The following is a 22,609-nucleotide window of genomic DNA, read 5'->3' as shown; positions in this document are numbered from 1 at the left end:
GAGTGCTCCGCCCTGCCGCATCGGCCCGGCGCCAGCCGAACCCTCCTGCCAGGCCCAGCCGAACGCCTCGAAAGGCGTCGGTGCGGCCGGCTTTGCCAGGTTCCGGAACATGGGCCTAAACCTTAGCCTCGATTGCGGTTTTGCCGTGACGAAGCATTTCCTCCCTGAAACGTTGACGAATGGTTAACGGGCTGTGCCCACACCCGCAAGCCGGCTGGCGGGCCAGTGCTTTCAGCTCAGGAACCGGCGCACAGTGACGCGGGAGACGATCCCGGTCACGACCGAGGCGATCACCCCGATCAGGGCGATGACCAGGTAGCCGCGCCAGCCGATCTGGAAGCTGCCGAACAGTGCCTCGATCTCGTCGCCCGCGGCACCCGAGCGCCAGAACCGGGAAAGAAGGCTCGCCAGGAAGAAGGCGAGAAAAGCGAGCCCCGCACCGATGGCGCCCCCGCGCAGGCCGAGCCGGAAGAAGCGGCTCTGGAAGGCCCGGGCAATGTAGTCGTCTCCGGCCCCGACGAAATGCAGCACCTCGACGACCTCGCGGTTGCCGGCCATGGCGCCGCGGGTGGCGAAGATCACCGCAAGGCCGGTCGCCACCAGCACCAGCCCGACGATGCCGACGCCGATGCCGACGAAGGTATGCGCCATGGTCGAGAGGCGCTGCAGCCAGAGGGCATGGTCGTCGAGGCTGGCGACGCCGGGCAGCGCCTCGGTGAGGTTCGCCCGCAGGGCCTTCAGGTCGGGGGAGGGGCTGTCCGACAGCTTCAGGGTGATGAGCCGGGGCACCGGCAGGTCCGACAGGTCGAGGCCGCTGCCGAGCCAGGGCTCGAGCAGGTGCTCGGATTCGGCCTTCGAGAAGACCCGCGTCCCGGCGATTCCGGGGGCGGCCTTCACGATTCCGTCCGCCTTGGCGATGTCGGCCTCGATGTCACGGCCTGGACCCGGGCGCACCTGCACGGTGACCTCCTGGGCCACCGTGCCCTGCCACTGCGCGGCGCTGGAGGCGACGATCTCCGCCGCCCCGGCGCAGAGGGCCGCGAGGAAGGTCAGGATCGCGATGACAGCGGCCAGCGCCCGGCTCGCTGCGGAATCGGTGGGGACCAGGGGCGCATTGCGCCGCAGGGTCGGCGGCAGCGGGCTCTCGGCCGCATCCGACAGGGCGGTCGCGCGGGGCGGATCGGGGATCTGGTTCATACGCCCTCGACCCGCAGACGCCCCTCGCCCAGCACCAGCCGGGGTGCCTCGACGAGATCCATCAGACCGAAATCATGCGTGGCGATCACCACCGAGGTGCCGAGGCGGTTCAGTTCCAGGAAGAGTCGCAGCAGCCGCCGGGCAAGGCTCGGATCGACATTGCCGGTCGGCTCGTCGGCGAGCAACAGCTCGGGCCGGGCGATCAGGGCACGGGCGATGGCCGCGCGCTGCTTCTCGCCGCCCGAGAGCAGGGGCGGCAGCACATGCATGCGCTCGCCGAGCCCGACCCAGCGCAGAAGCTCGACCACCTCCGCCCGATAGCTCGTCTCCGCTCGCCCCTGCACGCGCAGGGGCAGGGCGACGTTCTCGTAGGTGGTGAGATGGTCGAGCAGCCGGAAATCCTGAAAGACCACGCCCATGCGTCGGCGCAGGCCGGTGAGGGCCGCCCCCGAGATGCCGCTCACCTCCGAGCCGAACACGGAGACGAGGCCGCGGGTCGGGCGCACCGAGAGCAGGATCAGGCGCAGGAGCGTGGTCTTGCCCGCCCCCGACGGTCCCGTGAGGAACTGGAAGGAGTGGGGCGCGATCGAGAAGCTCACATCGCTCAGCACCTCGGGCCCGAGCCCGTAGCGCATGCCGACATTCTCGAATCGCACCACCGGCTCCTCCGCCCCGGTGAGCAGGCTGCCCATCTTCGCCCCGCCGGCCAAATCTCCGTGCTCCACCTCAGATTCCGCCGCCTCACGCCCGGTCCGCGACCGGGGATTTCACGCCGGATTAACCGCGATCCGCGAAAAGCGGTGTGAGTTTTTTTCCGGCCCACGGCAACCCGCCGTCAGGCCCCGAGCGGGTCGCCATGCTGATCGTCTGCCCGAGTTGCGCCAGCGAATACCGGATTGACACGGATCGCGTCGGCCCGGCCGGCCGCTCCGTGCGCTGCGCCGCCTGCCGCGAGACCTGGTTCATCGGACCCGACGACGTCGCCGCGGCCCGGGCCGCGGAGATCGCGGAGGAATTCGGCCTCAGTCCCTCCGCAGAGGCTGCGTCGCCGGTCCCCACGGCGCCGGCCGGCTTCGAGGCTCTGCCATCCGAGGACGTCCCGAACGCTCCCGCCGAGGACGCGACCGTCATCGAACAGCCGACGCCGCCCCGGCGTGGACCCCGCAAGCCGGCGGGCCGGACCAAATCATTCCGCAGTCGGAAAGGGAGCACCGCGCTCCTTCCCCGACGGCTCTCGCCGGGCCTCGCCACGGCGCTAGCGATCTGCGCCCTGATGCCGCTCGCAATCCTCGGCCGCAGCACGGTGGTCCGCGCCATGCCGCAAAGTGCGGCGGTGTTCGCGAGGATCGGCCTGCCGGTGAACCTGCGCGGCATCGAGATCCGTGACGTCCACGCCTTCCAGACGCCCGCGCAAGGGGGCGCCCCGGCTCAGCTCGTGATCGAGGGCGACCTCGTCGGCATCGCCCGGCAGCGTGTCGACGTGCCGCCGATCGAGATCGAGATCCACGATGCGAGCGGCGCGCCGCTGCATCGCTGGACCGTCGCGCCGCCCCGTGCGGGGCTGGAGCCGCAGGATTTCGCCCGGTTCCGCGCGACCTTGTCCGACCCGCCCGCCCAGGGTCGCCGGATCGAGGTGCGCTTCGCCGCCGCGGGCGCTTCCGCCGAGCCGGCCGAGACCGCGACCCGAACGTCAGCCCAGCCCCCGGCGCATCACTGATCCCCGTCCTGAACGGCGCTGGCAGAGGCCGGCCCGCATGCTATGAGAGAGCCATGACGACTGCATCCCGCCGTGTCCGTGTGCTCTTCGACGAAGCTGCGATCGCCCGCCGCAACGAGGAGATCGCCGCCGAGATCGTGAAGGCCGCCCCCGAGAACCTACTCGTCGTGGCGGTGCTGAAGGGCAGCTTCATGTTCGCCGCCGATCTGCTGCGCTCGCTCCACCATGCCGGCCTCTCGCCGCAAGTCGAGTTCGTGCACCTGTCGAGCTATCGAACCTCCACCGTATCCTCGGGACAGGTCGAGATCCTGCGCGACGTCCAGAGCGAGGTGCGCGGGCGCGACGTACTGCTCATCGACGACATTCTCGAATCCGGCCGCACCCTGGTCTTCGCGAAGGACCTGCTGATGGCCCGCGGCGCCAAGCGCGTGCTGACCGCAGTGCTCCTGGAGAAGCCGGGCAAGCGTGCCGTGACCATCGACGCGGATTTCGTCGGCTTCGTCTGCCCTGATGTCTTCGTGGTCGGCTACGGCATGGACGCGGCGCACGCGTTCCGCCAGCTGCCCTTCGTCGGACTCGTCGATTACGAGAGCACCGATCCCGATCTGTTCGGCGGCACCTGACCCAGTTGACCCGCAGAGCACGTGGTCCGTTCAAGATCCGGACATATTTCGCGTTTTTCAGAACCCTGCGGCACGATGGAACTTGACACCGCGGCATCGCGCTTGCGTCAGTGAGTCATTGGGCAGAGCAGAGGAGCCGAAGTCCGTTCAGATGGCGCGCATTCTGCTCGTCGACGACGAAGAAACGGTCCGTGGCTTCCTGAAGAGAGGCCTCGAGCTCGACGGTCACGACGTGACGATCGCGGTCGACGGCAGCGATGGCCTCGACCGTCTGATGGAGTCGGAGGGTCGCTTCGACCTGATGCTGACCGATATCCGCATGCCGCTGATGGACGGCATCGCCCTCGCCCTCGCGGCCAAACGCGACTATCCCGATCTCACCATCCTGCTGATGACCGGCTTCGCCGACCAGCGCGAACGCGCCCGCGGTCTCGACGCCATCGTGACCGACGTGCTGACGAAGCCTTTCTCCCTGTCGGACCTGCGCAACACGGTGACCCGGGCGCTGGCGGCCTGACGCCCCTCCTGCGCACACGAACGAGGCCGCCAGCAGTCCTGCCGGCGGCCTCGTTCATGTTCGGATCCTGGCAAGCCGTTAATCGAACAGGGCGTCGATCGCGTCCTGGGCCGTGGCCGGTCCCCCGAGCTGCGGCCCGTTGAGGAGGAGGCTTTCCTGGCGCTCGCGGCGCTGTGCCTCCTCCGGCTCGATATCGTGCGCGTCGCGCGTCCGGACCACCGCAGCGAAGCGTGCCAAGCGGCCTTCGAGAAGGCTCATCGACTCGGCGACCTTGGCGATGCGCTGACCGGTAATGTCCTGGAAGGTGCAGGCTTCGAAGATCGTGAAGATCCGCGCCTCCACCTCGGCGCGGTAATCCTCGCTTTCGGGCAAGGCGAGGATCGCCTCGGCGGCTTCCATGATCGTGTTGGTCGCCCCAGCCGTCGCCGCCACCACCTCCCCGAGTTCGCCATGCACCATCGGCAGGCGGTCCCGGGTCAGTTCGTTCGTCTTCAGCAGCGCGATCGCTTCCCGGAGACTGGCAATGTAGTCGGCAATCTCGATCAGCTCCCGCACGATCGGGGCAGTGCCCTTATCGGGTCCCCGACGCGTCGATGCTTCCGCCGTCATGCCCATCGCCCGGTCTCCCGGCCCTCGATCGTCCCGCTTCTCAGGCGCCGCAGACCGCCTCGATCTTGCTCTTCAGCGTGGCGGCGTTGAACGGCTTGACGATGTAGTTGTTCACGCCGGCCTTCTTGGCAGCGATGACGTTCTCGGTCTTCGACTCGGCGGTCACCATGATGAAGGGGGTGGTGCGCAGGCCCTCGTCGGCGCGGACATGGCGGAGGAGCTCGTAGCCCGTCATGGGCTCCATGTTCCAATCCGAGATCACGAGACCGTACTTGCGATTCTTGAGACGGGCGAGGGCGGCCGTGCCGTCGGAGGCGTCATCGACGTCTTCGAAGCCAAGCTGCTTGAGGAGGTTGCGGATGATGCGAACCATCGTCTGATAATCGTCGACGACGAGGATCGGCATGCCGAGGTCGAGGGCCATGGACGTGCTGCTCCGATAAGAGCCGAGGGTGGCGGCTTCCTTTCGAGCCCCAAAATACGCAGATGCGGATTGCGAAGGGGTTAACTGCGCAGAGGCCCGAGTCGTGCCTCGCTCGCTTGACCGCCGGAACCGATTTCGACAGGGTCCGCCGGCATCCGAACCCTCGAGGGAGCCGAGACGTCCGGCGACGTGCAAGCCGCGCGGGCTCACCGCGCGCGGGTGGATCCCAGAGCGGCCTCGGTGAGGCCGCCCCAGCGGAGACGGGATATTTCGTGAATCGGTTCGCGATCTGTCGTGAGGACGAGGCTGTTCCCACCACGCTCCGGGGTGCCATTGCAGCCATCGGCAATTTCGATGGTGTGCATCTCGGGCACCGGGCCCTGATCGAGGCGGTGCGCGCGGAGGCGGGGGCGCGCCCGGCCGTGGCCCTCACCTTCGAGCCGCATCCCCGCGCCTTCTTCGCTCCCGACCAGCCGATGTTCCGGCTCACCGGACCAGCCGCCAAGGAGATCGTGTTCGCCCGCCTCGGCCTCGACGGGCTGATCGTGCGCCGGTTCGACGCCACCCTCGCCGGCACGGGCGCCCGCGCCTTCGTCGAGGGGCTGCTGAAGGCGGATCTGGGGCTCGCGGGCGTCGTGATCGGGCACGACTTCCATTTCGGGAAAGGACGTGAGGGCACCCCCGAGATGCTGGCGCGGCTCTGCGCGGAATCCGGCCTCGCCTGCCGCATCATCCCGCCCATCGCGCCCGCCCCGGGGCAGCCGCCGGTCTCCTCCAGCGCCATCCGCGCGGCGCTCGGGGCCGGGGACATCGACCGGGCCAACGCCCTGCTCGGCTACCGCTGGTTCGTGCTGGGTGAGGTCCGCCACGGCGACAAGCGCGGGCGCGTGCTGGGCTTCCCGACGGCCAACATCGCCCTCGAATCCTGCGGCCTCGCCCACGGCATCTACGCGGTACGGGCCAGGCTGGCGGATGGGAGCCTGAAAGACGGGGTCGCGAGCTATGGCCGGCGCCCGACCTTCGACGACGGCGCGCCGCTTCTCGAAGTGAACCTGTTCGCGTTCGCGGGCGACCTCTACGGCCAGCGCCTCGGCATCGAGTTCCTGGGCTTCATCCGGGGCGAGGCCCGGTTCGAGAGCGCCCAGGCCCTGATCGACCGCATGCATGTCGACGCGGCCGAGGCCCGGGCGATCATCGCCGGCGACCGATCCCTCTCGATGCTGGAAGCCTAACGGCGGTCGCCTCCGAGGCAGGCCCCGAGGCTCGATCCGTGCGGCTTCCCAAGCGGACGCGGCGGATCAATGACCCGCCGGATGGACCGCGGTCATGGCGAGCTTGCCGGCCGCTTGGCCCAGCCCGTCGCCCAGGGCGCCGCTGAGAGCGTACGACGTGCGCCCGCTGCGCCAGTAGGCAGTGGCACCGTCGCCGGGGCGCGCCACCCCATCGGAGGGCGCGGCGTCCCGGCCGCTCGGCATGGCGAACAGGGCGAGGTCGCCGAGCTGCCCGGCATGGATCGATACTTCCACGCCGGTACCGTGACGCCCGGGAAAGACCTGCACGTCCTGCACCGTCCAGTCGGCGGGCAGCTCCGGCAGATCGAGGCCCGTCGCCGCCTGGAGATCGGCCCGATCGTAGACGCCGGGACGCAGGGCCTGGGAGCGGGCCCGCACCGCGGCGGCCTCGCGCGCCTGCTGCGCCTCCTCGACGAGCACGGGATCGACCGGCGAGGCGAAGGTGTCCGGCACGCCGAAGGTGCCGATCTCGGAATGGGCAAGCCAGCCCGCGCCCACGAGGACGGCGATCGCCGCCGCACGGCGCAGCCGCGCACTGACCCGCTGCCAAGCCAGGGCCCGGTCCATGCGGCGCGCGCCCGACCGCAGCCGGTCCGGGCTCAGGCCGACGGTCGGCGTGAAAGCCTCGCGCAACGCGTCGCGATCCCGCAGATCGGCCATGACCTTGGCCGCGTCCTGGGGATGGCACGCCAGATGCGCCTCCACTTCGAGGCGCCGCATCGCGTCGAGCTCTCCATCGACATAGGCGATGAGATCGGTTTCCGTGACCGGGTCGACCATAAGTCCACTCCGAAGTCCGTCCTTCCCGGATATTTCCGTGTCGCGTCTCAAGGAGTTCGCCTCGGCTCAGTTTCCGACAGCGCGGGCGAGGCCGGCCGTGTCCGCTTCATCCGGGCGCCCGTCCCGCGCGACGAGGCGCAGCTTCGGACGCCCGCTCTCAGGGGGGGCCGCAGGACGCCGCGCACGACCCGCCTCACCCTCCTCGAAGGCGCGCAACGCCGCCCGGCCGCGGCCGAGGCGGGACATCAGCGTGCCGATCGGGATGCCGAGTACAGCCGCCGCATCCGCATAGGCCATGCCTTCGATCGTGACGAGGTGAAGCGCGGCGCGCTGCTCTTCGGGCAATCTCTCGAAGGCCTCCCTGACCTGGGCGAGGCGCACCTGCCCTTCCTGAGCCGGCAGGGCGACCTCGTCGTGCATCTGGACGAGGGCGTCGGCGTGGCGCGCCTCGACGCGCCGGCGGCGCTGCTCGTCAATGAAGACGTTGTGCAGCACCGTCATCATCCAGGTGCGCAGGTTGGTATTGGGCCGCAGGTTGCTGCGGGATTCGAGGGCGCGGACCAACGTGTCGTGCACGAGATCGTCGGCTTTCAACGAGTCGCGTGTCAGGGAGCGCGCATAGCGCCGCAATGGCACGAGCAGGTCGACGATGTCGGGGCTTTTGCTGCGCATCTTTCCACTCATTGATAGGGAAGACGGGCGAGGGCGGCGGAATAATCCCGGCCATCCCCGCGGCCTCGCCACGCACGTGCGCCACCGCACATGGCTGAGGATGCCGCCGGGGAGAAACAACTATTGATACGTAGATTGCAGGTCCAGAGTACACCTGTGGTTGATGTTTTCGTAGCGTTCGGCGAGCCAGGCCTGGGCTGCGGAGCGGCCCTTGTCGCGCAGGCGCTTGAACACCTTCCACCGCGCATCCAGCCTCGAAGACGCCTTGTAATCCTCCAGAGCGTCCGTGCCGTCGATCCGGTGGACCAGAACCGGCCGGTAGCCGCGATTGCCGAGCACCCCCTCCTCGATCAGCCCGTCGAGGAAGTCGATCGCCCGCAATTCGCGCATCAGGTTGGCGTTGAAGGTGATCTCGTTGAGCCGGTCCTGGATCTCCTCCCGCGTCCGCGGGGTCTCGCGGCGCTCCACGGGATTGATCTGCACGAGCAGCACGTCCCGCGTCCGGGCGGCATGCAGCGGGTAGAGCGCCGGATTGCCGAGATAGCCCCCGTCCCAATAGGGCACGCCGTCGATCTCCACCGCCTGGAACACCGTCGGCAGGCAGGCCGAGGCCAGCAGGTGGTCGACGGTCAGGCGCTCCCGCTCGAACACGGCGAGCTTGCCGGTCCAGACATTGGTGGCCGAGACGTAGACATTGGCGGTGTCGGCTTGGCGCAGGCGCTCGAAATCGACGCTCGCGACGAGCGCCTTCCGGAGCGGATTGATGTTGAGCGGATTGGCCACGTAGGGGCTGAAGGAGAAGGCCTTGAGCCAGAACTCGGCCACCGGGTTGCCGTGCCAGAACTTGTAGAGCCCGTTGAACACGCTGCGCTGGGCCGGCCAGAGATCGGCGTCGAGGCTGGCCCGGCGCCAGAAGGCCTCGAGGGCGGCGCGCGCCCCGTCCGGCCCGCCCTCGAGCCAGCCGTCGACCAGCACGACGGCGTTCATGGCCCCGGCGCTCGCGCCGGTCACCGCCTCGAAGGCGAGGCGCCCATCCTCGATCAGGGCGTCGAGCACACCCCAGGTGAAGGCGCCATGCGCCCCGCCGCCCTGCAGGGCCAGGGAGACCGCCTTCTCGGCCCGTGGCCCGGCGAGCCCCGTGAAGCCGTCCCGCGACTCCGTGAAATCCGTGGCCGTGGACGGCACGGCGGTGGCGGGGTTGTGGAGGTCGGGAGCCGATCCTGACTGATCCATGGGTTCGCTCACCCTCGATGTTGCGATGCACTCGTCGTGTTGCCGCGCGGTAACGCCTGGCCGCAGCCGGCGTTTCGGCGCTTCCCGCACGCATATGGGATGCCGCGGACCGGCACCCAGGCTCGACATTCACCGCGAAGTGCGGAAAGGAACGCCGCAAAATCGCCGCCGCGGCGCGCGTTCGGTGCAGACCTGCGCTGCCCGCCGCCCGGCGGACCTCCCCGCCCGGCCGGCAGGGGCCATATGCGAAACGGTCGCGCGCGCAGCGATTATCGGGTATGTCCCGGATCCGCGGACGCTGCCGCCCGACCGGCACCGCGACCGCAAGGCCCTCGAAACCCGGGCCCTCGAAGCCAAGGTTGACCATGGACGCTCCCGACGCCCTCGCGAACCCGATCGCCGGAACCGGCCCCGAGATCGCAGGCCCCGCACCGCGCCACCGCACGGTGGGCGTGCGCGTCGGCGAAGGCGAGGGGGCCGTCACCGTCGGCGGGGGCGCCCCCGTCGTCGTCCAGTCGATGACCAACACCGACACGGCCGATATCGACGCCACGGTCGCCCAGGTCGCCCAGCTCGCCCGCGTCGGCTCGGAGCTGGTGCGCATCACCGTCGACCGCGACGAGGCGGCCGCCGCCGTGCCGAAGATCCGCGAGCGGCTCGACCGCATCGGCGTGCACGTGCCGCTGGTCGGCGACTTCCACTATATCGGCCACAAGCTCCTGTCCGACCATCCGGCCTGCGCCGAGGCACTGGCCAAGTACCGGATCAACCCGGGCAATGTCGGCTTCAAGGAGAAGAAGGACGTCCAGTTCTCGACCATCGTCGAGCAGGCGATCAAGTACGGCAAGACGGTTCGCATCGGCGCGAACTGGGGCTCCCTCGACGGCGAGCTGCTGACGCATCTGATGGACGAGAACGCCAAGTCCCCGCGCCCGATCGATGCCCGCGCGGTGATGCGCGAGGCCATGGTGCAGTCGGCCCTCACCTCCGCCGACCGCGCCGTTGCCCTGGGCCTGCCCAAGGACCGCATCATCCTCTCCGCCAAGGTCTCGGCGGTGCAGGACCTGATCGCCGTCTACCGCGAGGTCGCCCGCCGCTCCGACTACGCCATCCATCTCGGCCTGACCGAGGCCGGCATGGGCTCGAAGGGCATCGTCGCGGCCTCCGCCGCCATCGGCGTGCTGCTGCAGGAAGGCATCGGCGACACGATCCGCTACTCGCTCACCCCCGAGCCCGGCGGCGACCGCACGCTGGAGGTCAAGGCCGCGCAGGAGCTCCTGCAGACCATGGGCTTCCGCACCTTCGTCCCGCTGGTGGCGGCCTGCCCGGGCTGCGGCCGCACCACCTCGACCACCTTCCAGGAGCTGGCCCGCGACATCCAGAATTGGATCACCACCTCCATGCCGGAATGGAAGAAGACCTATCCGGGCGTCGAGGGGCTCAACGTCGCGGTGATGGGCTGCATCGTGAACGGCCCGGGCGAATCGAAGCATGCCGATATCGGCATCTCGCTCCCCGGCACCGGCGAGAGCCCGAGCGCCCCGGTCTTCATCGACGGCAAGAAGGCGATGACCCTGCGCGGCGCCACCCTCGCCAAGGATTTCGAGACCATCGTCATCGACTATATCGAGCGGCGGTTCGGCCAGGGCGCCCGCAACGCCGCGGAGTGACGGGCGGGCCGGGGCTCCCCACGCGTCCCTCGAAAAATCGCGGGACGCCGCCGGGACCGGCCCACGGCCTCTCGACTCCGATCCGGGGATACGGAATCACGAAAGACGCGGGCCGCGCACGAGTCGGAGCGACCGCCCGCCGCCGGCACCGGGATGAGCCGCGAGGCTCCGATCCGATGCCGCCGCCTCAACATCCTCTCGACCTGCGCGGGCGGCCGCCCGCGCGCCCTCGCCCGAGCGCGACATCGACCCCATGACCGAACCCGTCACGCCGAGCCTCCCGGCCGATCAGGCCGCCGCGGCCGAACGCCCGGCACCGGCCCCGTCCTCGGACAATCCCGCCGCCAAGCCCGCCCCCGAGGCGGCCGAGGACGACCACGGCCATGCCAAGGTCGGCCTCTGGTCGCTGGCGCTCGGCTCGGTCGGGGTCGTCTACGGCGATATCGGCACGAGCCCGCTCTACGCCTTCCGCGAGGCCCTGGTCCCCGCGCGCAGCGACGGCATCCTCCTGCCGGAGGAGGTGATCGGCACCGCCTCCCTCATCATCTGGGCGCTGCTCCTGATCGTCACGGTCAAGTACGTCGCCGTCCTCCTGCGCATGGACAACAACGGCGAGGGCGGCATCCTCTCGCTGATGGCGCTCGCCCGGCAGGCGCTGGGCGGCTCGCGCCTCGTCTTCCTGCTCGGCCTGCTCGGCGCCTCGCTGTTCTACGGCGATTCCGTCATCACCCCGGCGATCTCGGTGCTCTCGGCGGTGGAGGGCCTGAAGCTCGTCACCCCCGCCTTCGACGATTACGTGCTGCCGATCACCGTCGCGATCATCGTGGGCCTGTTCCTGGTCCAGAGCCGCGGCACCGCCCGGGTCGCGACCTTCTTCGGGCCGATCATGGCGGTCTGGTTCGTGGCCCTGGCCCTGGCGGCGCTGCCGCATATCCTGGCCAACCCGGCGGTGCTCTGGGCCTTCAATCCCTGGTACGCGGTGCATTACCTCCTCGGCCACGGCACCGGCGCCCTGGTGGCCCTCGGCGCGGTGTTCCTGGCGGTGACGGGGGCGGAGGCGCTCTTCGCCGATCTCGGCCATTTCGGGCGCAAGCCGATCCAGCTCGCCTGGCTCGGCCTCGTCGCGCCGAGCCTGGTGATGAACTATCTCGGCCAGACCGCCCTGGTGCTCGCCAAGCCCGACACCACCGACCCGTTCTACCAGCTGGTGCCGGAATGGGGCCTGCTGCCGATGGTGCTGCTCGCCACCATCGCCACGGTGACCGCCAGCCAGGCGGTGATCACCGGCGCCTTCTCCCTGTCGCGGCAGGCGATCCAGCTCGGCATGCTGCCGCGCATGGAGATCCGCCACACCTCCGCCTCGCATTCGGGCCAGATCTACCTGCCGCGCATCAACATGCTGCTGGCGCTCGGCGTCGTGATCCTGGCCATCACCTTCCGCTCCTCCTCCGCCCTCGCCTCGGCCTACGGCATCGCGGTGACGGGCACGATGCTGCTCACCGCGAGCATGGCCTATGTGGTGCTCTGGCGGGTGTGGAAGCTCTCGCCGCTGGTGGCCGCCGCGGCGCTGATGCCCTTCATCGTGATCGAGTTCCTGTTCCTGCTCTCGAACATGCTGAAGGTGCACGAGGGCGGCTACGTGCCGCTCATGCTCGCCGCCGGCCTGATGCTGATGATGTGGACCTGGGTGCGGGGCGTGGGCATCCTCACCCACAAGGCCCGCAAGACCGACGTGCCCCTGACCGAGCTCGTCGGCATGCTGGAGAAGAGCACCTCCTACCAGCACGTGAAGGGCACCGCCGTCTTCCTGACGAGCGACCCCGACATCGCCCCGGCCGCGCTCCTGCACAACATGAAGCACAACAAGGTGGTGCACGAGAAGAACGTCGTGCTCACCGTCGAGACCGTGGACCGGCCCCGGGCGCCGGAGAGCGAGCGCGTGCGCATCGAGCCGGTCGGCCCGCATTTCTACCGGGTCACGATGAAGTTCGGCTACATGGAGACGCCGAACATCCCGCGCACCCTCACCCTGCTCAAGCGCGAGGGCTTCAAGTTCGACATCATGTCGACCTCGTTCTTCCTGTCGCGCCGCTCGATCCGCCCGGCCGCCCATTCCGGCATGCCGCTCTGGCAGGACCGGATCTTCATCACGCTGGCCAAGAACGCCAACGACGCCACGGACTTCTTCCAGATCCCGACCGGGCGCGTCGTGGAGGTGGGCACGCAGGTGACGGTGTAAGACTCAGCCGGTGGCGCGCGTCACACAGGCATGGCTGAAGGCAAGCCGTCCCCGGGTCGATCGCGCCGGGATCGAGGCGACGCCGGAAGCCGACATCCGTCGTCATGCCATCGAGGACGGGCAGGCCCCGGATGCGGATCGCATCCGCCGTCGCCGGGTACCGGCGCCCCGGCAAGGTCCAACCGCGCAAGCCCGGAGAGCCGGAACCGCCTCGCAGAGGCGCCTCAGTGGCGGCGCGGCTCGCTCGACGGGTTGAGACGCTCGGCGTTGCGCCGCGTCACGAGGAGGGCGCGCGCGACGCCATTGAGCAGCGTCGCCGTGAGCTTGGCGCGCTCAGTGTGGATCAGCTTCTCGCGCTCGGGAGGAACTGATCCGGCATTTGCCCCTATCGCTCCTTGTCGTAGCGGAAGGCGTGGGCCACGCGGGGCATGCCGATGCCGTCGTAGTAGCGCTCGACGCCCGGGGCGGCGGTGAGCAGCAGGCTCGCCTCGGGGCCGGCGGCCCGGCGCGTCGCCGCGATCAGGCCCTGGCCGATGCCGCGGCCCTGCATGTCCCGGGACACGGCGAGATCGGAGAGATAGGCGCAGAAGGCGAAATCCGTGAGCGTGCGGGCCACGCCGACGAGCCGCCCGTCGAGCCGGGCGGTGACGATCAGGTCGGCCTGGGCCAGCATCCGTCCGAGCCGCTCCAGATCGTTGGCGGGGCGGCGGGGGGCGAGGCCGGATTCGACGAGGACCGCCTGGAAGGCGGCCGCGCCGAGATCCGGCTCGACGGCGTAGACGACGTCCATCGCCTCAGGCCTCGGCGGCGAAGCGGCCGTGGCAGTGCTTGTACTTCTTGCCCGAGCCGCAGGGGCAGGGCTCGTTGCGGCCGACCTTGCCCCAGGTGGTCTCGTCGTCGGGCTTGCGCTCCAGCACCGCCGTGTCGGCGGAGAGCTCGCGCGCCGCATAGCCATAGGCGGGGCCGGCCCCGCCATCGCTGCCCGTGCCGGCGAAGTCCATCTCGTTGCGGCCGGTGGCCGGGTCGCGATGCTCCTCGAACATCTGCGGGGCCGGCCCGCCAAGCTCCACCGGCTGGAAGCCGCCCTGGGCCGCCTCCGGCTCCTGGTACATGATCTCGATGCGCGAGAGCTGGCCGGTCACCTGCTCGCGCAGGGCCGCCACCAGGCCGTTGAAGAGGTCGAAGGCCTCGGACTTGTACTCGTTGAGCGGGTCCCGCTGGGCGAAGCCGCGCCAGCCGATCACCTGGCGCAGGTGGTCGAGGGTGACGAGGTGCTCGCGCCAGAGATGGTCGAGGGTCTGCAGCAGCACCTGCTTCTCGACATAGGTCATCACCTCGGGCGTGTTCTTCTCGACGCGCTCCGCATAGGCCGCGTCGGCGGCCTTGCGCAGGCGCTCGCGCATCTCCTCGTCGGCGATGCCCTCTTCCTTGGCCCATTCGTCGACCGGCAGGTCGAGATTCAGCACCTCGGCGATGCGGGCTTTCAGGCCCTCGGTGTCCCACTGCTCGGCATAGGCGTTCTCGGGGATGTGCAGGGTGACGAGGTCGTCGACCACGCCCTCGCGCATCTCGTCCACGGTCTCGCGGACGCTCTCCTGGGCCATGAAGTCGCGGCGCTGCTCGAACACGACCTTGCGCTGGTCGTTCATGACGTTGTCGTACTTGAGCACGTTCTTGCGCATGTCGAAGTTGCGCGCCTCGACCTTCTGCTGCGCCTTCTCGATGGCCTTGTTGATCCAGGGATGGATGATCGCCTCGCCCTGCTCCAGGCCGAGGCGCTGCAGCATCCCGTCCATGCGGTCGGACCCGAAGATGCGCATCAGGTCGTCCTTGAGGGACAGGTAGAACTTCGAGCGGCCGGGATCGCCCTGGCGGCCGGAGCGGCCGCGCAGCTGGTTGTCGATGCGCCGCGATTCGTGGCGCTCGGTGCCGATGATGTAGAGGCCGCCGGGCAGGTCCTTCTTGCGGCCGGCCTCGGGATCGGCCTTCTCGCCGGAGGCGAGCACCTTGGCCCGGTTCTCGGCGATCTCGGCCTTCAGCGCCTCGATCGCCGCCGCGCGCTCGGGACCCTCGGGGAGATGGCCGAGCTCCTTCTCGATGCGCATCTCCAGGTTGCCGCCGAGCTTGATGTCGGTGCCGCGGCCGGCCATGTTGGTGGCGATGGTGATGGCGCCCGGCACGCCGGCCTCGGCCACGATATAGGCCTCCTGCTCGTGGAAGCGGGCGTTGAGCACGGCGAAGCGCTTGGTCACCCGGTTCTCGCGGGCGGCCTTGTAGACGTCGGTCAGCGCGTTCGGGTCGGAATAGTCGAGCGCGGTGTAGCCGGCCTTGCGCAGGAGGTCGGCGAGCAATTCCGACTTCTCGATCGAGCCGGTGCCGACCAGGATCGGCTGAAGGCGGCGATGCGCCTTGTCGATCTCCTTGATGATCGCCTCGTACTTCTCCTCGACCGTCCGGTAGACCTCGTCGTCCTCGTCGACGCGCTCGACCTCCTTGTTGGTCGGGATCTCGACCACCTCGAGCTTGTAGATCTCGGCGAACTCGTCGGCCTCCGTCGAGGCGGTGCCGGTCATGCCGGCGAGCTTCTTGTAGAGGCGGAAGTAGTTCTGGAAGGTGATCGAGGCGAGCGTCTGGTTCTCGGGCTGGATCGTGACCCGCTCCTTGGCCTCCAGGGCCTGGTGCAGGCCCTCCGAGTAGCGCCGGCCCTGCATCATGCGGCCGGTGAACTCGTCGATGATCACCACCTCGTCGTTCTTGACGATGTAGTCCTTGTCGAGCGTGAACAGGGTGTGGGCGCGCAAAGCCTGGTTCACGTGGTGGACGAGGCTGACGTTGTGGGCGTCGTAGAGGTCGCCCTCCTTGAGGAGGCCGGCCTCGCGCAGGGCCTCCTCGATGAACTCGTTGCCGGCCTCGGTGAGCGAGACCGTGCGCTGCTTCTCGTCGAGGTCGTAATGCTCGCGGGCGAGCCGCGGCATGATCGCGTCGACGGCGACGTAGAGCTCGGAGCGGTCGTCGACGGGGCCGGAGATGATGAGCGGCGTGCGCGCCTCGTCGATCAGGATCGAGTCGACCTCGTCCACGATCGCGAAATTGTGCCCGCGCTGCGCCATCTGCGACAGCTCGTACTTCATGTTGTCGCGCAGGTAGTCGAAGCCGAACTCGTTGTTGGTGCCGTAGGTGATGTCGCAGGCATAGGCCTCGCGGCGCTGGTCGTCGTCGAGCCCGTGCACGATGGTGCCGACGGTGAGCCCCAGGAAGCGGTAGACCCGGCCCATCCACTCGGCGTCGCGGGAGGCGAGGTAGTCGTTGACGGTGACGACGTGGACGCCCTTGCCCTCCAGAGCGTTGAGATAGACCGGCAGCGTCGCGACCAGGGTCTTGCCCTCGCCGGTCTTCATCTCGGAGATGCCGCTCTCGTGCAGCACCATGCCGCCGATCAGCTGCACGTCGAAATGCCGCTGGCCGAGCACGCGCTTGGCTGCCTCGCGCACGGTGGCGAAGGCCGGCACCAGGATGTCGTCGAGGCTCTTGCCGGCGGCGAGCTCGGCCTTCAGCATCGCGGTGCGGGCGCGCAGGGCCTCGTCGGAGAGCGCCTCGATCTCGGGTTCGAGGGCGTTGATCGCGGCGACCCGCGGACGGTAGCCCTTGACCCGACGGTCGTTGGACGAGCCGAAAATCTTCTTGGCGAGGGCACCGAGCATCGTGAACCTGCGGTCGTGAAAGTCGTCGCGCGGCGGCACGGGAGAGCCGCCAGCCTGCATTGAGCCGGGCTTATAGAGGTAAAGTGCGGGGGGTGCATCCGAAAGAGCCGGCCCTTGCACGAAGGTTGGGCACGCCGGACACGCCCCCGGGACCACCGCGGCGGCTCTGAACATCTCACGGCCGAGGAAGGGGTCCGGCGCCGGGCCGCGGTTCGGCCGCGCATAGCCGGGGCAGGCTGCCAAGCCACTGTCCCGAAGGCGCTTTCCCGCCGAGGCGGCGCCGGCCGCCGGTCAGTTGACGAGGCAGAAGCCCGTGCCCGACCCGGCGAGGCGCCCGGCCGCACACCACGACCCGCTATTTTTCGTCACGCGCGGCGACGGCGCGGGGGCCGGGGGAGAGGCGGGGACAACCGCGGAATCCGACAGGCTCCCGCGCAGGCTGTCCCCCGCCTCGGCCCCGGCGGTCCAGACCCGTCTCGATCCGCCCTCGGCCCGGACGGCCTCGCCCCGGGGCGTGCCGGCCCAGCTCCGTCCGATCCCGAGGCCGAAGCGGCGGCCGCGCGCTTCGGCCTCGCCGACCGTTCCGATGAGGACGAGCGCCGCCGCAGCGGCTGCCAGAGCGCTCCGCATGGTCGATTCCCTCTCTTGCCTCCGCGATGCGGCGACCATGCCGGCGGGTCGTTAAGGAGGTGTCGAAACGATCGCTCGGATTGCCCCGCGCGGCGCGATCTCCGCGAGGCCGCGCTCCGCCCTCAGGCGATCGTGTGGACGGCCGCGCGCTCCGAGGCTTGCCTTTGCCACGCGCCCACGCCACCTGTGGCCCGCACTGCGCGGCTTTCGAGCCGCTTCCCGAACGGCCGAGCCGGACGAAGACGCCGGATGCGTGCCGACGATCCCGAGGACGCCCGATGACGATGCACTTCCTTCCCCGGCAGGCCGGCGCGCTCGCCCTGGCTCTTGCCGTCGCCGCGACGGGCCAAGTGATGACGGGGCAGGGCGCGCGGGCGGAGACGCCGGCCGCCTCCGACACGGTGGTGGCGACCGTGAACGGCAAGCCGATCACGCAGGGCGACCTCGCCATCGCCGGGGAAGACCCGGCCCTGTCGCTGCCGGGGGTCGACGAGGCCGGCAAGAAGAACCTGCTGGTGGATTACCTGGTCGACCTCAAGGTCGGCGCGCAGGCGGCGGACGCCGCCAAGGTCGGCGACACGCCGGAATTCAAGCGCAAGCTCGCCTATTTCCGCGACAAGCTGCTGCTCGACGAATATCTGGAGCGGGAATCCAAGAAGGCGGTGACGCCCGAGGCGGCCAAGGCCCTCTACGACCAGACGGTCAAGGCGATGAAGCCGGAAGAGGAGGCCCATGCCCGCCACATCCTCGTCGACAACGAGGAGGAGGCCAAGAAGATCGCCGCGCGCATCAAGGGCGGCGAGGATTTCGCCAAGGTCGCCGGCGAGGTCTCGAAGGATCCGGGCTCCAAGACCGAGGGCGGCGATCTCGGCTGGTTCACCAAGGACCGCATGGTCGCCCCCTTCGCCGAGGCCGCCTTCAAGCTCTCTCCCGGCCAGGTCTCGGACCCGGTGAAGACCCAGTTCGGCTGGCATGTGATCAAGCTCGAGGAGAAGCGCACCAAGCCGGTGCCGAGCTTCGACGAGATGAAGGAGCAGATCGACCAGTACCTCGCCCGCAAGGCCCAGCAGGACATGATCCTGAAGCTGCGGGAGCAGGCCAAGATCGAGCGCAAGGACGGCGGCGGCGCCACCGCGCCCAAGACGGACGACAAGGTGCCGGCCGCCGGGGACAAGAAATAGGCCGAGGCGCCCGCACCCCGACCGCCCGGACTTCCATCGGATCGCTTCGGTCCTGGCGCATCCCCTCGCCCCGCGCGTCGGGAGGGGGGCGGCCGACCGAAGCGGTCTTCGCGAAAGCCGCGGCAGATCCGCAAGCTCTCGGGATCTATCGAACGTTACAAAAACATGCCGCCGAGCCGCCTGCCAGGCACCTTGCTGTTCGTGACGGACATTCACGGCGAGCCTTCGGAATGCGGCTTTCCGCCGGATGACAGCATCGATCGCTGCATTTTTCTGCGCCTGGCCGATCTGTGCGGCCGTCCGACGCTGAGCGGCGAGGCGCTGCACGCGCATCTCGTCCAGGAAAACGGCCTCGGCGCCGCGATCGACACCCTATGCGGGTTTGGTGGGGATCGGCTCTACGGCCTGGGATTCAGCGCCGGGGGCACGGTCCTCTGGCGCGCGGTCGCGAAGGGCCTGAGGCTCCATGCCCTCGTCTGCGTCTCGTCCACGCGCCTGCGCTACGAAACCTCGCCTCTGCCCATCCCGACCCAGATGTTCTGGGGCAGCCACGACCCGCATCGACCGGACGAAGCGTGGAACGCGGCCGTTCCCACGCGGTCCAGGACCTATCCCGGCCGGGACCACGCCTTCTACCGGGAGGATTGGCCGGATGCGGATTCGGCCCTGCGCAGGGATGTCGCGGAAGCCTTTGCGTCAGGCCCGCACGGCCTCGCGGGGACGGCGTGAGAGCCGCGACCGGGTGCGGGATCACCCCTCGGCCGCTTCCCCCAGCGTGTCCTCGATATAGAGCCGCTCCAGCAGCACCTTGATCACCGCCAGCATCGGCAGCGCCAGGGCGATGCCCCAGAGGCCGAACAGCACGCCGAGCAGGAGCTGGCCGGCGAAGATGGTGGCCGGGGGGATGTCGAGCGCCCGCTTCTGGATGAAGGGGGTGAGCACGTAGCTCTCGAGCGTCTGCACGGCGAGGTAGACGCCGAGCGCCCCCAGCGTCGCCGTGAAGCCCGAGGCGAGGCTCGCCAGGATGATGACGACGCCGGCCACCAGCGGGCCGACGGTCGGCACGAAGGCGAGCAGGCCCGCCTGCAGCCCGAGAATGAGCGCGCCGCCAACGCCGAGGAAGGCGAGGCCCGCCCAGGTGCAGAGGAAGATCACCGTCATGGTGACGAGCTGGCCGAACAGCCAGTGCCGCAGGGTCTCCCCGGCCGCGTCGAGCACCTCGCCGCCGCGCTTGCGCCGGTCCGGCGGCAGGAAATGCAGGGCGCCGTCGCGGTAGCTGGCGGGGTCCGCCGCCACCGCCGCGCCGAGGAAGGCGATCACCAGGAGGTTGCCCAGGGCGTTGAACAGCCCGAGCACCACCGCCGCGGCCGGGCCGAGGACGTTGCCCGCATCCGACAGGAAGGAGCCCGGGCTCTTGAGCACGCCGGAGGCGAGGCCGGCGAGGCCGCCCTGCTGCGGGCCGCCCTTGCCGTCGTCCCCGCGGGTGCGCCCGCTGCCCTCGCCCTCGGGCGCCTGGAGCAGCTCGATGTCGATGCCGCGGTCCTTCAGCCAGTCGCGCACCGTGGTGGATTGCTGCTGGATCGTGGTGCCGAGCTCCCGCGCCTGCTGGGCCACCGTGGCCCCGCCATAGGCGGAGAGCCCGGCGAGGAAGAGGACGAGGCCGAGGCTCGCCAGCGCCAGCCGCACCGCCCGGGGCAGGGGGAGCAGCCGGCCGAGCCCGCGGGTCAGCCCATCGAGGAAGACCCCGAGCAGGATGCCGGCGAAGATCAGGAGCAGCGTCGCCGAGGCCATCCAGGCGAGGGCCAGCAGCGCGGTGAAGGCGACGACGGCGATGCCGGAAACCGTGAGCGAGCGCCGGCGCGGTTCCCCGCCCGGAGCCTGGCCTGCCGCCGGCCCGCTCACGCGGGGTCTCCCGACCAGGCCTGCGCCGCCGCGTCGTCGGCCTGGGTCGCCTCGACCCAGCCGCCGGTGCTCCCGTCGACGAGATGCTCGCGCTTCCAGAACGGCGCGCGGGTCTTAAGGTAGTCCATCAGGAAGCTCGCTCCTTCGAACGCGGCGCGGCGATGGGCGGAGGCGGTGAGCACGAGCACGATGCCCTCGCCGGGGCGGACGAGGCCGTGCCGGTGGATGACCCGCGCCGCCTGCAGCGGCCAGCGCGCGACCGCCTCATCGACGACCCGGCCGATCTCGGCCTCGGCCATGCCCGGGTAATGCTCGAGCTCGAGGGCGGCGAGCCGCCCCTCCTCGTCCCGGCACAGGCCGGTGAAGGTCACCACCGCCCCGGCGCGGCCGGACAGGGCCCGTTCCAGGGCGGCGATCTCGGCGGCAACGTCGAAGGGTTCGGCGCGGATGGCGGTGCTGACCAAAGACTCGCGGCTCGACATGACGGGACCTCGGGACTCGGCTTAGACTCGGCGCGCCTGTGCCTATATGCGTTCCCGACGCGACGGCGCTACCCGGCGCCCTCGAGAGGTTTTCGCCCCGTGACGCCCGACCTGATCCTGCCCCATGAGGGGGTGAGCCCCACTTTCGCCTCCCGGCCCGTCTGGTGCGGGCGGGGCAGCACCGTGATCGGCGCCGCGACGCTCGGGATCCAGGCCTGGCTCGGCGACGACAGCGTGATCCGCGCGGACGGGGAGGCGGTGACGATCGGCGACCGCTTCTGGCTCGGCAACCGTTCCACCGTGCACATCGCCACGGACACCCACGGCACCGTGGTCGGCGACCGCGTCACGGTCGGCCGCAACGCCGTGGTCCATGCCTGCACCGTCGGTTCCGACGTGGTGATCGAGGACGACGTGGTCATCCTCGACGGCTCCACCGTCGCGGACGGCGTCCTGATCGAGGCAGGCGCCACCGTGTTTCCCCGCTCCGCCCTGGAGGCGGGCTTCGTCTATGCCGGCAGCCCGGCCAAGCGGCAGCGGCCGATTTCGGCCGAGGACCTTGCCGAGCGGGCCGAGCGCCTGCGCGAGGCCACCGCCTCGGCGCCGAGCGCGGCGGAGGGGCTGGAGGTCGAGGTCGAGGAATCGGTCTTCGTCGCCCGCACCGCGCGGCTGCGCGGGCGCATCGCCCTCGGCGCCGGCTCGACCATCCTGTTCTCCTGCGAACTCAGCGCCGAGGTCGGGCCGATCGTGATCGGCGCGGACACCAACGTGCAGGACAACACCGTCATCCGCACCCGCGGCGAGGGCGTGGTGATCGGGCGCGACACCACGATCGGGCACAACGTGCGCATGGCCGATTGCCGGATCGGCTCGCGCAGCCTGATCGGCATCGGCTGCGTGCTCGCCCCCGGCACGGTGGTGGCCGACGACACCATGCTCGCGGGCGGCGCCACCACCGATCCCGGCCAAGTGCTGGAGAGCGGCCATCTCTGGGGCGGCCGCCCGGCGCGCATCCTCGCCCCCCTCGACGAGGGCAAGCGCACGATGATCGCCCGGATCGTCGAGGGCTACTGCGCCCATGGGCGGGAATACCGCAAGGCGCAGGAAGACCTGGCCTGACCGCGGGGCGCGGCGTCAGGCGCCCGGCTCCTTCTCCGGCAGGCCGGTGGGCAGCCCGTCCATGCTGCGCCGGTTCTTCTCCCGGCGATAGGCCGCGAGGCCCTCCTCGCCCTGGCTGCGCGCCCAGTTCGTCAGGCCCGGCCGCTCCCCGGCGAAGTCGAACCGCGGCACGCCGTAGCCGCAGGAGGTCTGCACGAGGTCGACGGCGAGGCGCACTATCTGCCGGGCGCCCGGCGGCTCCTGCCCGGCGAAGGCCCCGGCGAGCAGGTCGCGATAGGCGCCACTGCCCCGGGCCAGCACCTCGCCCCGCCCGTAGAGACGCAGGATCATCGGCGCGCCCTCGAAGGCGCAGAACATCAGGGTCAGCCGCCCATCCGCCAGCAGATGGGCCGCGGTCTCGTTGCCGCTGCCGGTCAGGTCGAGATAGGCCACCGCGTTCGGCCCCAGCACCCGGAACGCCTCGGTGCCCCGCGGCGACAGGTTCACCCGCGCCCCCGCCGCCGCGGAGGCGGCGAAGAAGACGTGCTGGCGCGCGATGAAGTCGGTCAGGCGCGCATCGAGGGCGGGGAACTGCTTGGCCATGGGTGTTTCCGGCGTCGCCTCCCGGAAGCTTAGGCGCCC

22 protein-coding genes are annotated in these 22,609 nt (G+C 70.1%); 9 read left to right on the top strand and 13 right to left on the bottom strand.

What is annotated here, in order from left to right:
- Window positions 1–231: 231 nt before the first annotated feature.
- Window positions 232–1,197 (bottom strand): cell division protein FtsX, encoded by a 966-nt coding sequence (locus MMB17_RS06340; RefSeq protein ID WP_241101473.1) that lies wholly within the window; start codon window positions 1,195–1,197, stop codon window positions 232–234.
- Window positions 1,194–1,889, bottom strand: coding sequence for a cell division ATP-binding protein FtsE (gene ftsE, locus MMB17_RS06335; protein ID WP_238309646.1), 696 nt, complete (start codon window positions 1,887–1,889; stop codon window positions 1,194–1,196). The genes MMB17_RS06340 and ftsE overlap by 4 nt, the downstream gene beginning before the upstream one ends.
- Before the next feature lie 164 nt (window positions 1,890–2,053).
- Here ftsE and MMB17_RS06330 point away from each other — a divergent pair, with 164 nt between their 5' ends.
- The 3 genes from MMB17_RS06330 to MMB17_RS06320 all read left to right on the top strand — a co-directional run bounded on the left by MMB17_RS06330 (window position 2,054) and on the right by MMB17_RS06320 (window position 4,054).
- Complete coding sequence (locus tag MMB17_RS06330; protein ID WP_241102135.1) at window positions 2,054–2,914, top strand: zinc-ribbon domain-containing protein; 861 nt, start codon at window positions 2,054–2,056, stop codon at window positions 2,912–2,914.
- 53 nt (window positions 2,915–2,967) lie between these two features.
- Window positions 2,968–3,537, top strand: coding sequence for a hypoxanthine phosphoribosyltransferase (gene hpt / locus MMB17_RS06325; RefSeq protein WP_238309494.1), 570 nt, complete (start codon window positions 2,968–2,970; stop codon window positions 3,535–3,537).
- Between the two features lie 151 nt (window positions 3,538–3,688).
- A complete protein-coding gene (locus tag MMB17_RS06320) occupies window positions 3,689–4,054 on the top strand; it encodes a response regulator (RefSeq protein ID WP_238309495.1) in 366 nt (121 codons plus the stop codon).
- A 78-nt stretch (window positions 4,055–4,132) separates the two neighbouring features.
- Here MMB17_RS06320 and MMB17_RS06315 read toward each other — a convergent pair whose 3' ends face one another.
- Both MMB17_RS06315 and MMB17_RS06310 read right to left on the bottom strand, forming a co-directional pair.
- Window positions 4,133–4,669: a chemotaxis protein gene (locus tag MMB17_RS06315; RefSeq protein WP_241101472.1), complete on the bottom strand. Its 537-nt coding sequence runs from the start codon at window positions 4,667–4,669 to the stop codon at window positions 4,133–4,135.
- A 34-nt stretch (window positions 4,670–4,703) separates the two neighbouring features.
- Complete coding sequence (locus MMB17_RS06310) at window positions 4,704–5,087, bottom strand: response regulator (RefSeq protein ID WP_238309497.1); 384 nt, start codon at window positions 5,085–5,087, stop codon at window positions 4,704–4,706.
- A gap of 272 nt (window positions 5,088–5,359) precedes the next feature.
- Between MMB17_RS06310 and MMB17_RS06305 the strand changes: the two genes are divergently transcribed.
- A complete protein-coding gene (locus tag MMB17_RS06305) occupies window positions 5,360–6,319 on the top strand; it encodes a bifunctional riboflavin kinase/FAD synthetase (protein WP_241101471.1) in 960 nt (319 codons plus the stop codon).
- Between the two features lie 66 nt (window positions 6,320–6,385).
- On the opposite strand, the gene MMB17_RS06300 is transcribed toward MMB17_RS06305, so the two are convergent.
- From MMB17_RS06300 to MMB17_RS06290, 3 genes are all read right to left on the bottom strand, one after another.
- A complete protein-coding gene (locus tag MMB17_RS06300; RefSeq protein WP_241101470.1) occupies window positions 6,386–7,159 on the bottom strand; it encodes an anti-sigma factor family protein in 774 nt (257 codons plus the stop codon).
- Window positions 7,160–7,225: 66 nt separating this feature from the next.
- Window positions 7,226–7,831 (bottom strand): sigma-70 family RNA polymerase sigma factor, encoded by a 606-nt coding sequence (locus tag MMB17_RS06295; RefSeq protein ID WP_238309500.1) that lies wholly within the window; start codon window positions 7,829–7,831, stop codon window positions 7,226–7,228.
- Between the two features lie 120 nt (window positions 7,832–7,951).
- Entirely contained in the window at window positions 7,952–9,064 is a 1,113-nt protein-coding gene (locus MMB17_RS06290; RefSeq protein ID WP_238309501.1) for a patatin-like phospholipase family protein, read from the bottom strand.
- A gap of 365 nt (window positions 9,065–9,429) precedes the next feature.
- On the opposite strand from MMB17_RS06290, the gene ispG reads away from it, so the two are divergent.
- Both ispG and MMB17_RS06280 read left to right on the top strand, forming a co-directional pair.
- Window positions 9,430–10,734: a flavodoxin-dependent (E)-4-hydroxy-3-methylbut-2-enyl-diphosphate synthase gene (gene ispG / locus MMB17_RS06285; RefSeq protein ID WP_241101469.1), complete on the top strand. Its 1,305-nt coding sequence runs from the start codon at window positions 9,430–9,432 to the stop codon at window positions 10,732–10,734.
- A gap of 253 nt (window positions 10,735–10,987) precedes the next feature.
- Window positions 10,988–12,973 (top strand): potassium transporter Kup, encoded by a 1,986-nt coding sequence (locus MMB17_RS06280; protein ID WP_238309503.1) that lies wholly within the window; start codon window positions 10,988–10,990, stop codon window positions 12,971–12,973.
- Window positions 12,974–13,358: 385 nt separating this feature from the next.
- Here the strand turns inward: MMB17_RS06280 and MMB17_RS06275 are convergent, their stop codons facing one another.
- The 3 genes from MMB17_RS06275 to MMB17_RS06265 form a co-directional block, all read right to left on the bottom strand.
- The gene (locus MMB17_RS06275; protein WP_241101468.1) at window positions 13,359–13,763 is read right to left on the bottom strand and encodes a GNAT family N-acetyltransferase; all 405 of its coding nucleotides are present in this window, start codon (window positions 13,761–13,763) and stop codon (window positions 13,359–13,361) included.
- A 4-nt stretch (window positions 13,764–13,767) separates the two neighbouring features.
- Window positions 13,768–16,674, bottom strand: coding sequence for a preprotein translocase subunit SecA (secA, locus tag MMB17_RS06270; protein ID WP_241101467.1), 2,907 nt, complete (start codon window positions 16,672–16,674; stop codon window positions 13,768–13,770).
- Between the two features lie 291 nt (window positions 16,675–16,965).
- Complete coding sequence (locus MMB17_RS06265) at window positions 16,966–17,304, bottom strand: hypothetical protein (RefSeq protein ID WP_241101466.1); 339 nt, start codon at window positions 17,302–17,304, stop codon at window positions 16,966–16,968.
- Between the two features lie 278 nt (window positions 17,305–17,582).
- Here MMB17_RS06265 and MMB17_RS06260 point away from each other — a divergent pair, with 278 nt between their 5' ends.
- Together MMB17_RS06260 and MMB17_RS06255 are read left to right on the top strand one after the other, a co-directional pair.
- Window positions 17,583–18,485 (top strand): peptidylprolyl isomerase, encoded by a 903-nt coding sequence (locus MMB17_RS06260; protein WP_241101465.1) that lies wholly within the window; start codon window positions 17,583–17,585, stop codon window positions 18,483–18,485.
- Window positions 18,486–18,650: 165 nt separating this feature from the next.
- A complete protein-coding gene (locus tag MMB17_RS06255; protein ID WP_241101464.1) occupies window positions 18,651–19,214 on the top strand; it encodes a dienelactone hydrolase family protein in 564 nt (187 codons plus the stop codon).
- A 21-nt stretch (window positions 19,215–19,235) separates the two neighbouring features.
- Here MMB17_RS06255 and MMB17_RS06250 read toward each other — a convergent pair whose 3' ends face one another.
- Together MMB17_RS06250 and MMB17_RS06245 are read right to left on the bottom strand one after the other, a co-directional pair.
- Window positions 19,236–20,387, bottom strand: a complete 1,152-nt coding sequence (locus MMB17_RS06250) for an AI-2E family transporter (RefSeq protein WP_420847341.1) — start codon at window positions 20,385–20,387, stop codon at window positions 19,236–19,238.
- Window positions 20,384–20,869, bottom strand: a complete 486-nt coding sequence (locus MMB17_RS06245) for a molybdenum cofactor biosynthesis protein MoaE (RefSeq protein ID WP_238309509.1) — start codon at window positions 20,867–20,869, stop codon at window positions 20,384–20,386. The genes MMB17_RS06250 and MMB17_RS06245 overlap by 4 nt, the downstream gene beginning before the upstream one ends.
- A gap of 99 nt (window positions 20,870–20,968) precedes the next feature.
- Here MMB17_RS06245 and MMB17_RS06240 point away from each other — a divergent pair, with 99 nt between their 5' ends.
- Window positions 20,969–21,988: a gamma carbonic anhydrase family protein gene (locus tag MMB17_RS06240; RefSeq protein ID WP_241101463.1), complete on the top strand. Its 1,020-nt coding sequence runs from the start codon at window positions 20,969–20,971 to the stop codon at window positions 21,986–21,988.
- 15 nt (window positions 21,989–22,003) lie between these two features.
- Here the strand turns inward: MMB17_RS06240 and MMB17_RS06235 are convergent, their stop codons facing one another.
- Complete coding sequence (locus MMB17_RS06235; RefSeq protein WP_241101462.1) at window positions 22,004–22,570, bottom strand: pyridoxamine 5'-phosphate oxidase family protein; 567 nt, start codon at window positions 22,568–22,570, stop codon at window positions 22,004–22,006.
- Between the last annotated feature and the right edge of the window lie 39 nt (window positions 22,571–22,609).

This window comes from Methylobacterium organophilum (assembly GCF_022533465.1).
In the GTDB taxonomy this organism is placed as follows: Bacteria; Pseudomonadota; Alphaproteobacteria; order Rhizobiales; family Beijerinckiaceae; genus Methylobacterium; species Methylobacterium organophilum.
Note: the sequence above shows the minus strand (reverse complement) of the source record. Positions and strands in the feature narration are given on the sequence as shown.

Coding starts and splice junctions, on each gene's coding strand:
- ftsE (WP_238309646.1), bottom strand. CDS start 1,889: ATGGGCAGCCTGCTCACCGGGGCGGAGGAGCCGGTGGTGCGATTCGAG.
- MMB17_RS06235 (WP_241101462.1), bottom strand. CDS start 22,570: ATGGCCAAGCAGTTCCCCGCCCTCGATGCGCGCCTGACCGACTTCATC.
- secA (WP_241101467.1), bottom strand. CDS start 16,674: ATGCTCGGTGCCCTCGCCAAGAAGATTTTCGGCTCGTCCAACGACCGT.
- MMB17_RS06310 (WP_238309497.1), bottom strand. CDS start 5,087: ATGGCCCTCGACCTCGGCATGCCGATCCTCGTCGTCGACGATTATCAG.
- MMB17_RS06245 (WP_238309509.1), bottom strand. CDS start 20,869: ATGTCGAGCCGCGAGTCTTTGGTCAGCACCGCCATCCGCGCCGAACCC.
- MMB17_RS06280 (WP_238309503.1), top strand. CDS start 10,988: ATGACCGAACCCGTCACGCCGAGCCTCCCGGCCGATCAGGCCGCCGCG.
- MMB17_RS06275 (WP_241101468.1), bottom strand. CDS start 13,763: ATGGACGTCGTCTACGCCGTCGAGCCGGATCTCGGCGCGGCCGCCTTC.
- MMB17_RS06340 (WP_241101473.1), bottom strand. CDS start 1,197: ATGAACCAGATCCCCGATCCGCCCCGCGCGACCGCCCTGTCGGATGCG.
- MMB17_RS06330 (WP_241102135.1), top strand. CDS start 2,054: ATGCTGATCGTCTGCCCGAGTTGCGCCAGCGAATACCGGATTGACACG.
- MMB17_RS06315 (WP_241101472.1), bottom strand. CDS start 4,669: ATGGGCATGACGGCGGAAGCATCGACGCGTCGGGGACCCGATAAGGGC.
- MMB17_RS06255 (WP_241101464.1), top strand. CDS start 18,651: ATGCCGCCGAGCCGCCTGCCAGGCACCTTGCTGTTCGTGACGGACATT.
- MMB17_RS06260 (WP_241101465.1), top strand. CDS start 17,583: ATGACGATGCACTTCCTTCCCCGGCAGGCCGGCGCGCTCGCCCTGGCT.
- MMB17_RS06320 (WP_238309495.1), top strand. CDS start 3,689: ATGGCGCGCATTCTGCTCGTCGACGACGAAGAAACGGTCCGTGGCTTC.
- MMB17_RS06300 (WP_241101470.1), bottom strand. CDS start 7,159: ATGGTCGACCCGGTCACGGAAACCGATCTCATCGCCTATGTCGATGGA.
- ispG (WP_241101469.1), top strand. CDS start 9,430: ATGGACGCTCCCGACGCCCTCGCGAACCCGATCGCCGGAACCGGCCCC.
- MMB17_RS06295 (WP_238309500.1), bottom strand. CDS start 7,831: ATGCGCAGCAAAAGCCCCGACATCGTCGACCTGCTCGTGCCATTGCGG.
- MMB17_RS06265 (WP_241101466.1), bottom strand. CDS start 17,304: ATGCGGAGCGCTCTGGCAGCCGCTGCGGCGGCGCTCGTCCTCATCGGA.
- hpt (WP_238309494.1), top strand. CDS start 2,968: ATGACGACTGCATCCCGCCGTGTCCGTGTGCTCTTCGACGAAGCTGCG.
- MMB17_RS06290 (WP_238309501.1), bottom strand. CDS start 9,064: ATGGATCAGTCAGGATCGGCTCCCGACCTCCACAACCCCGCCACCGCC.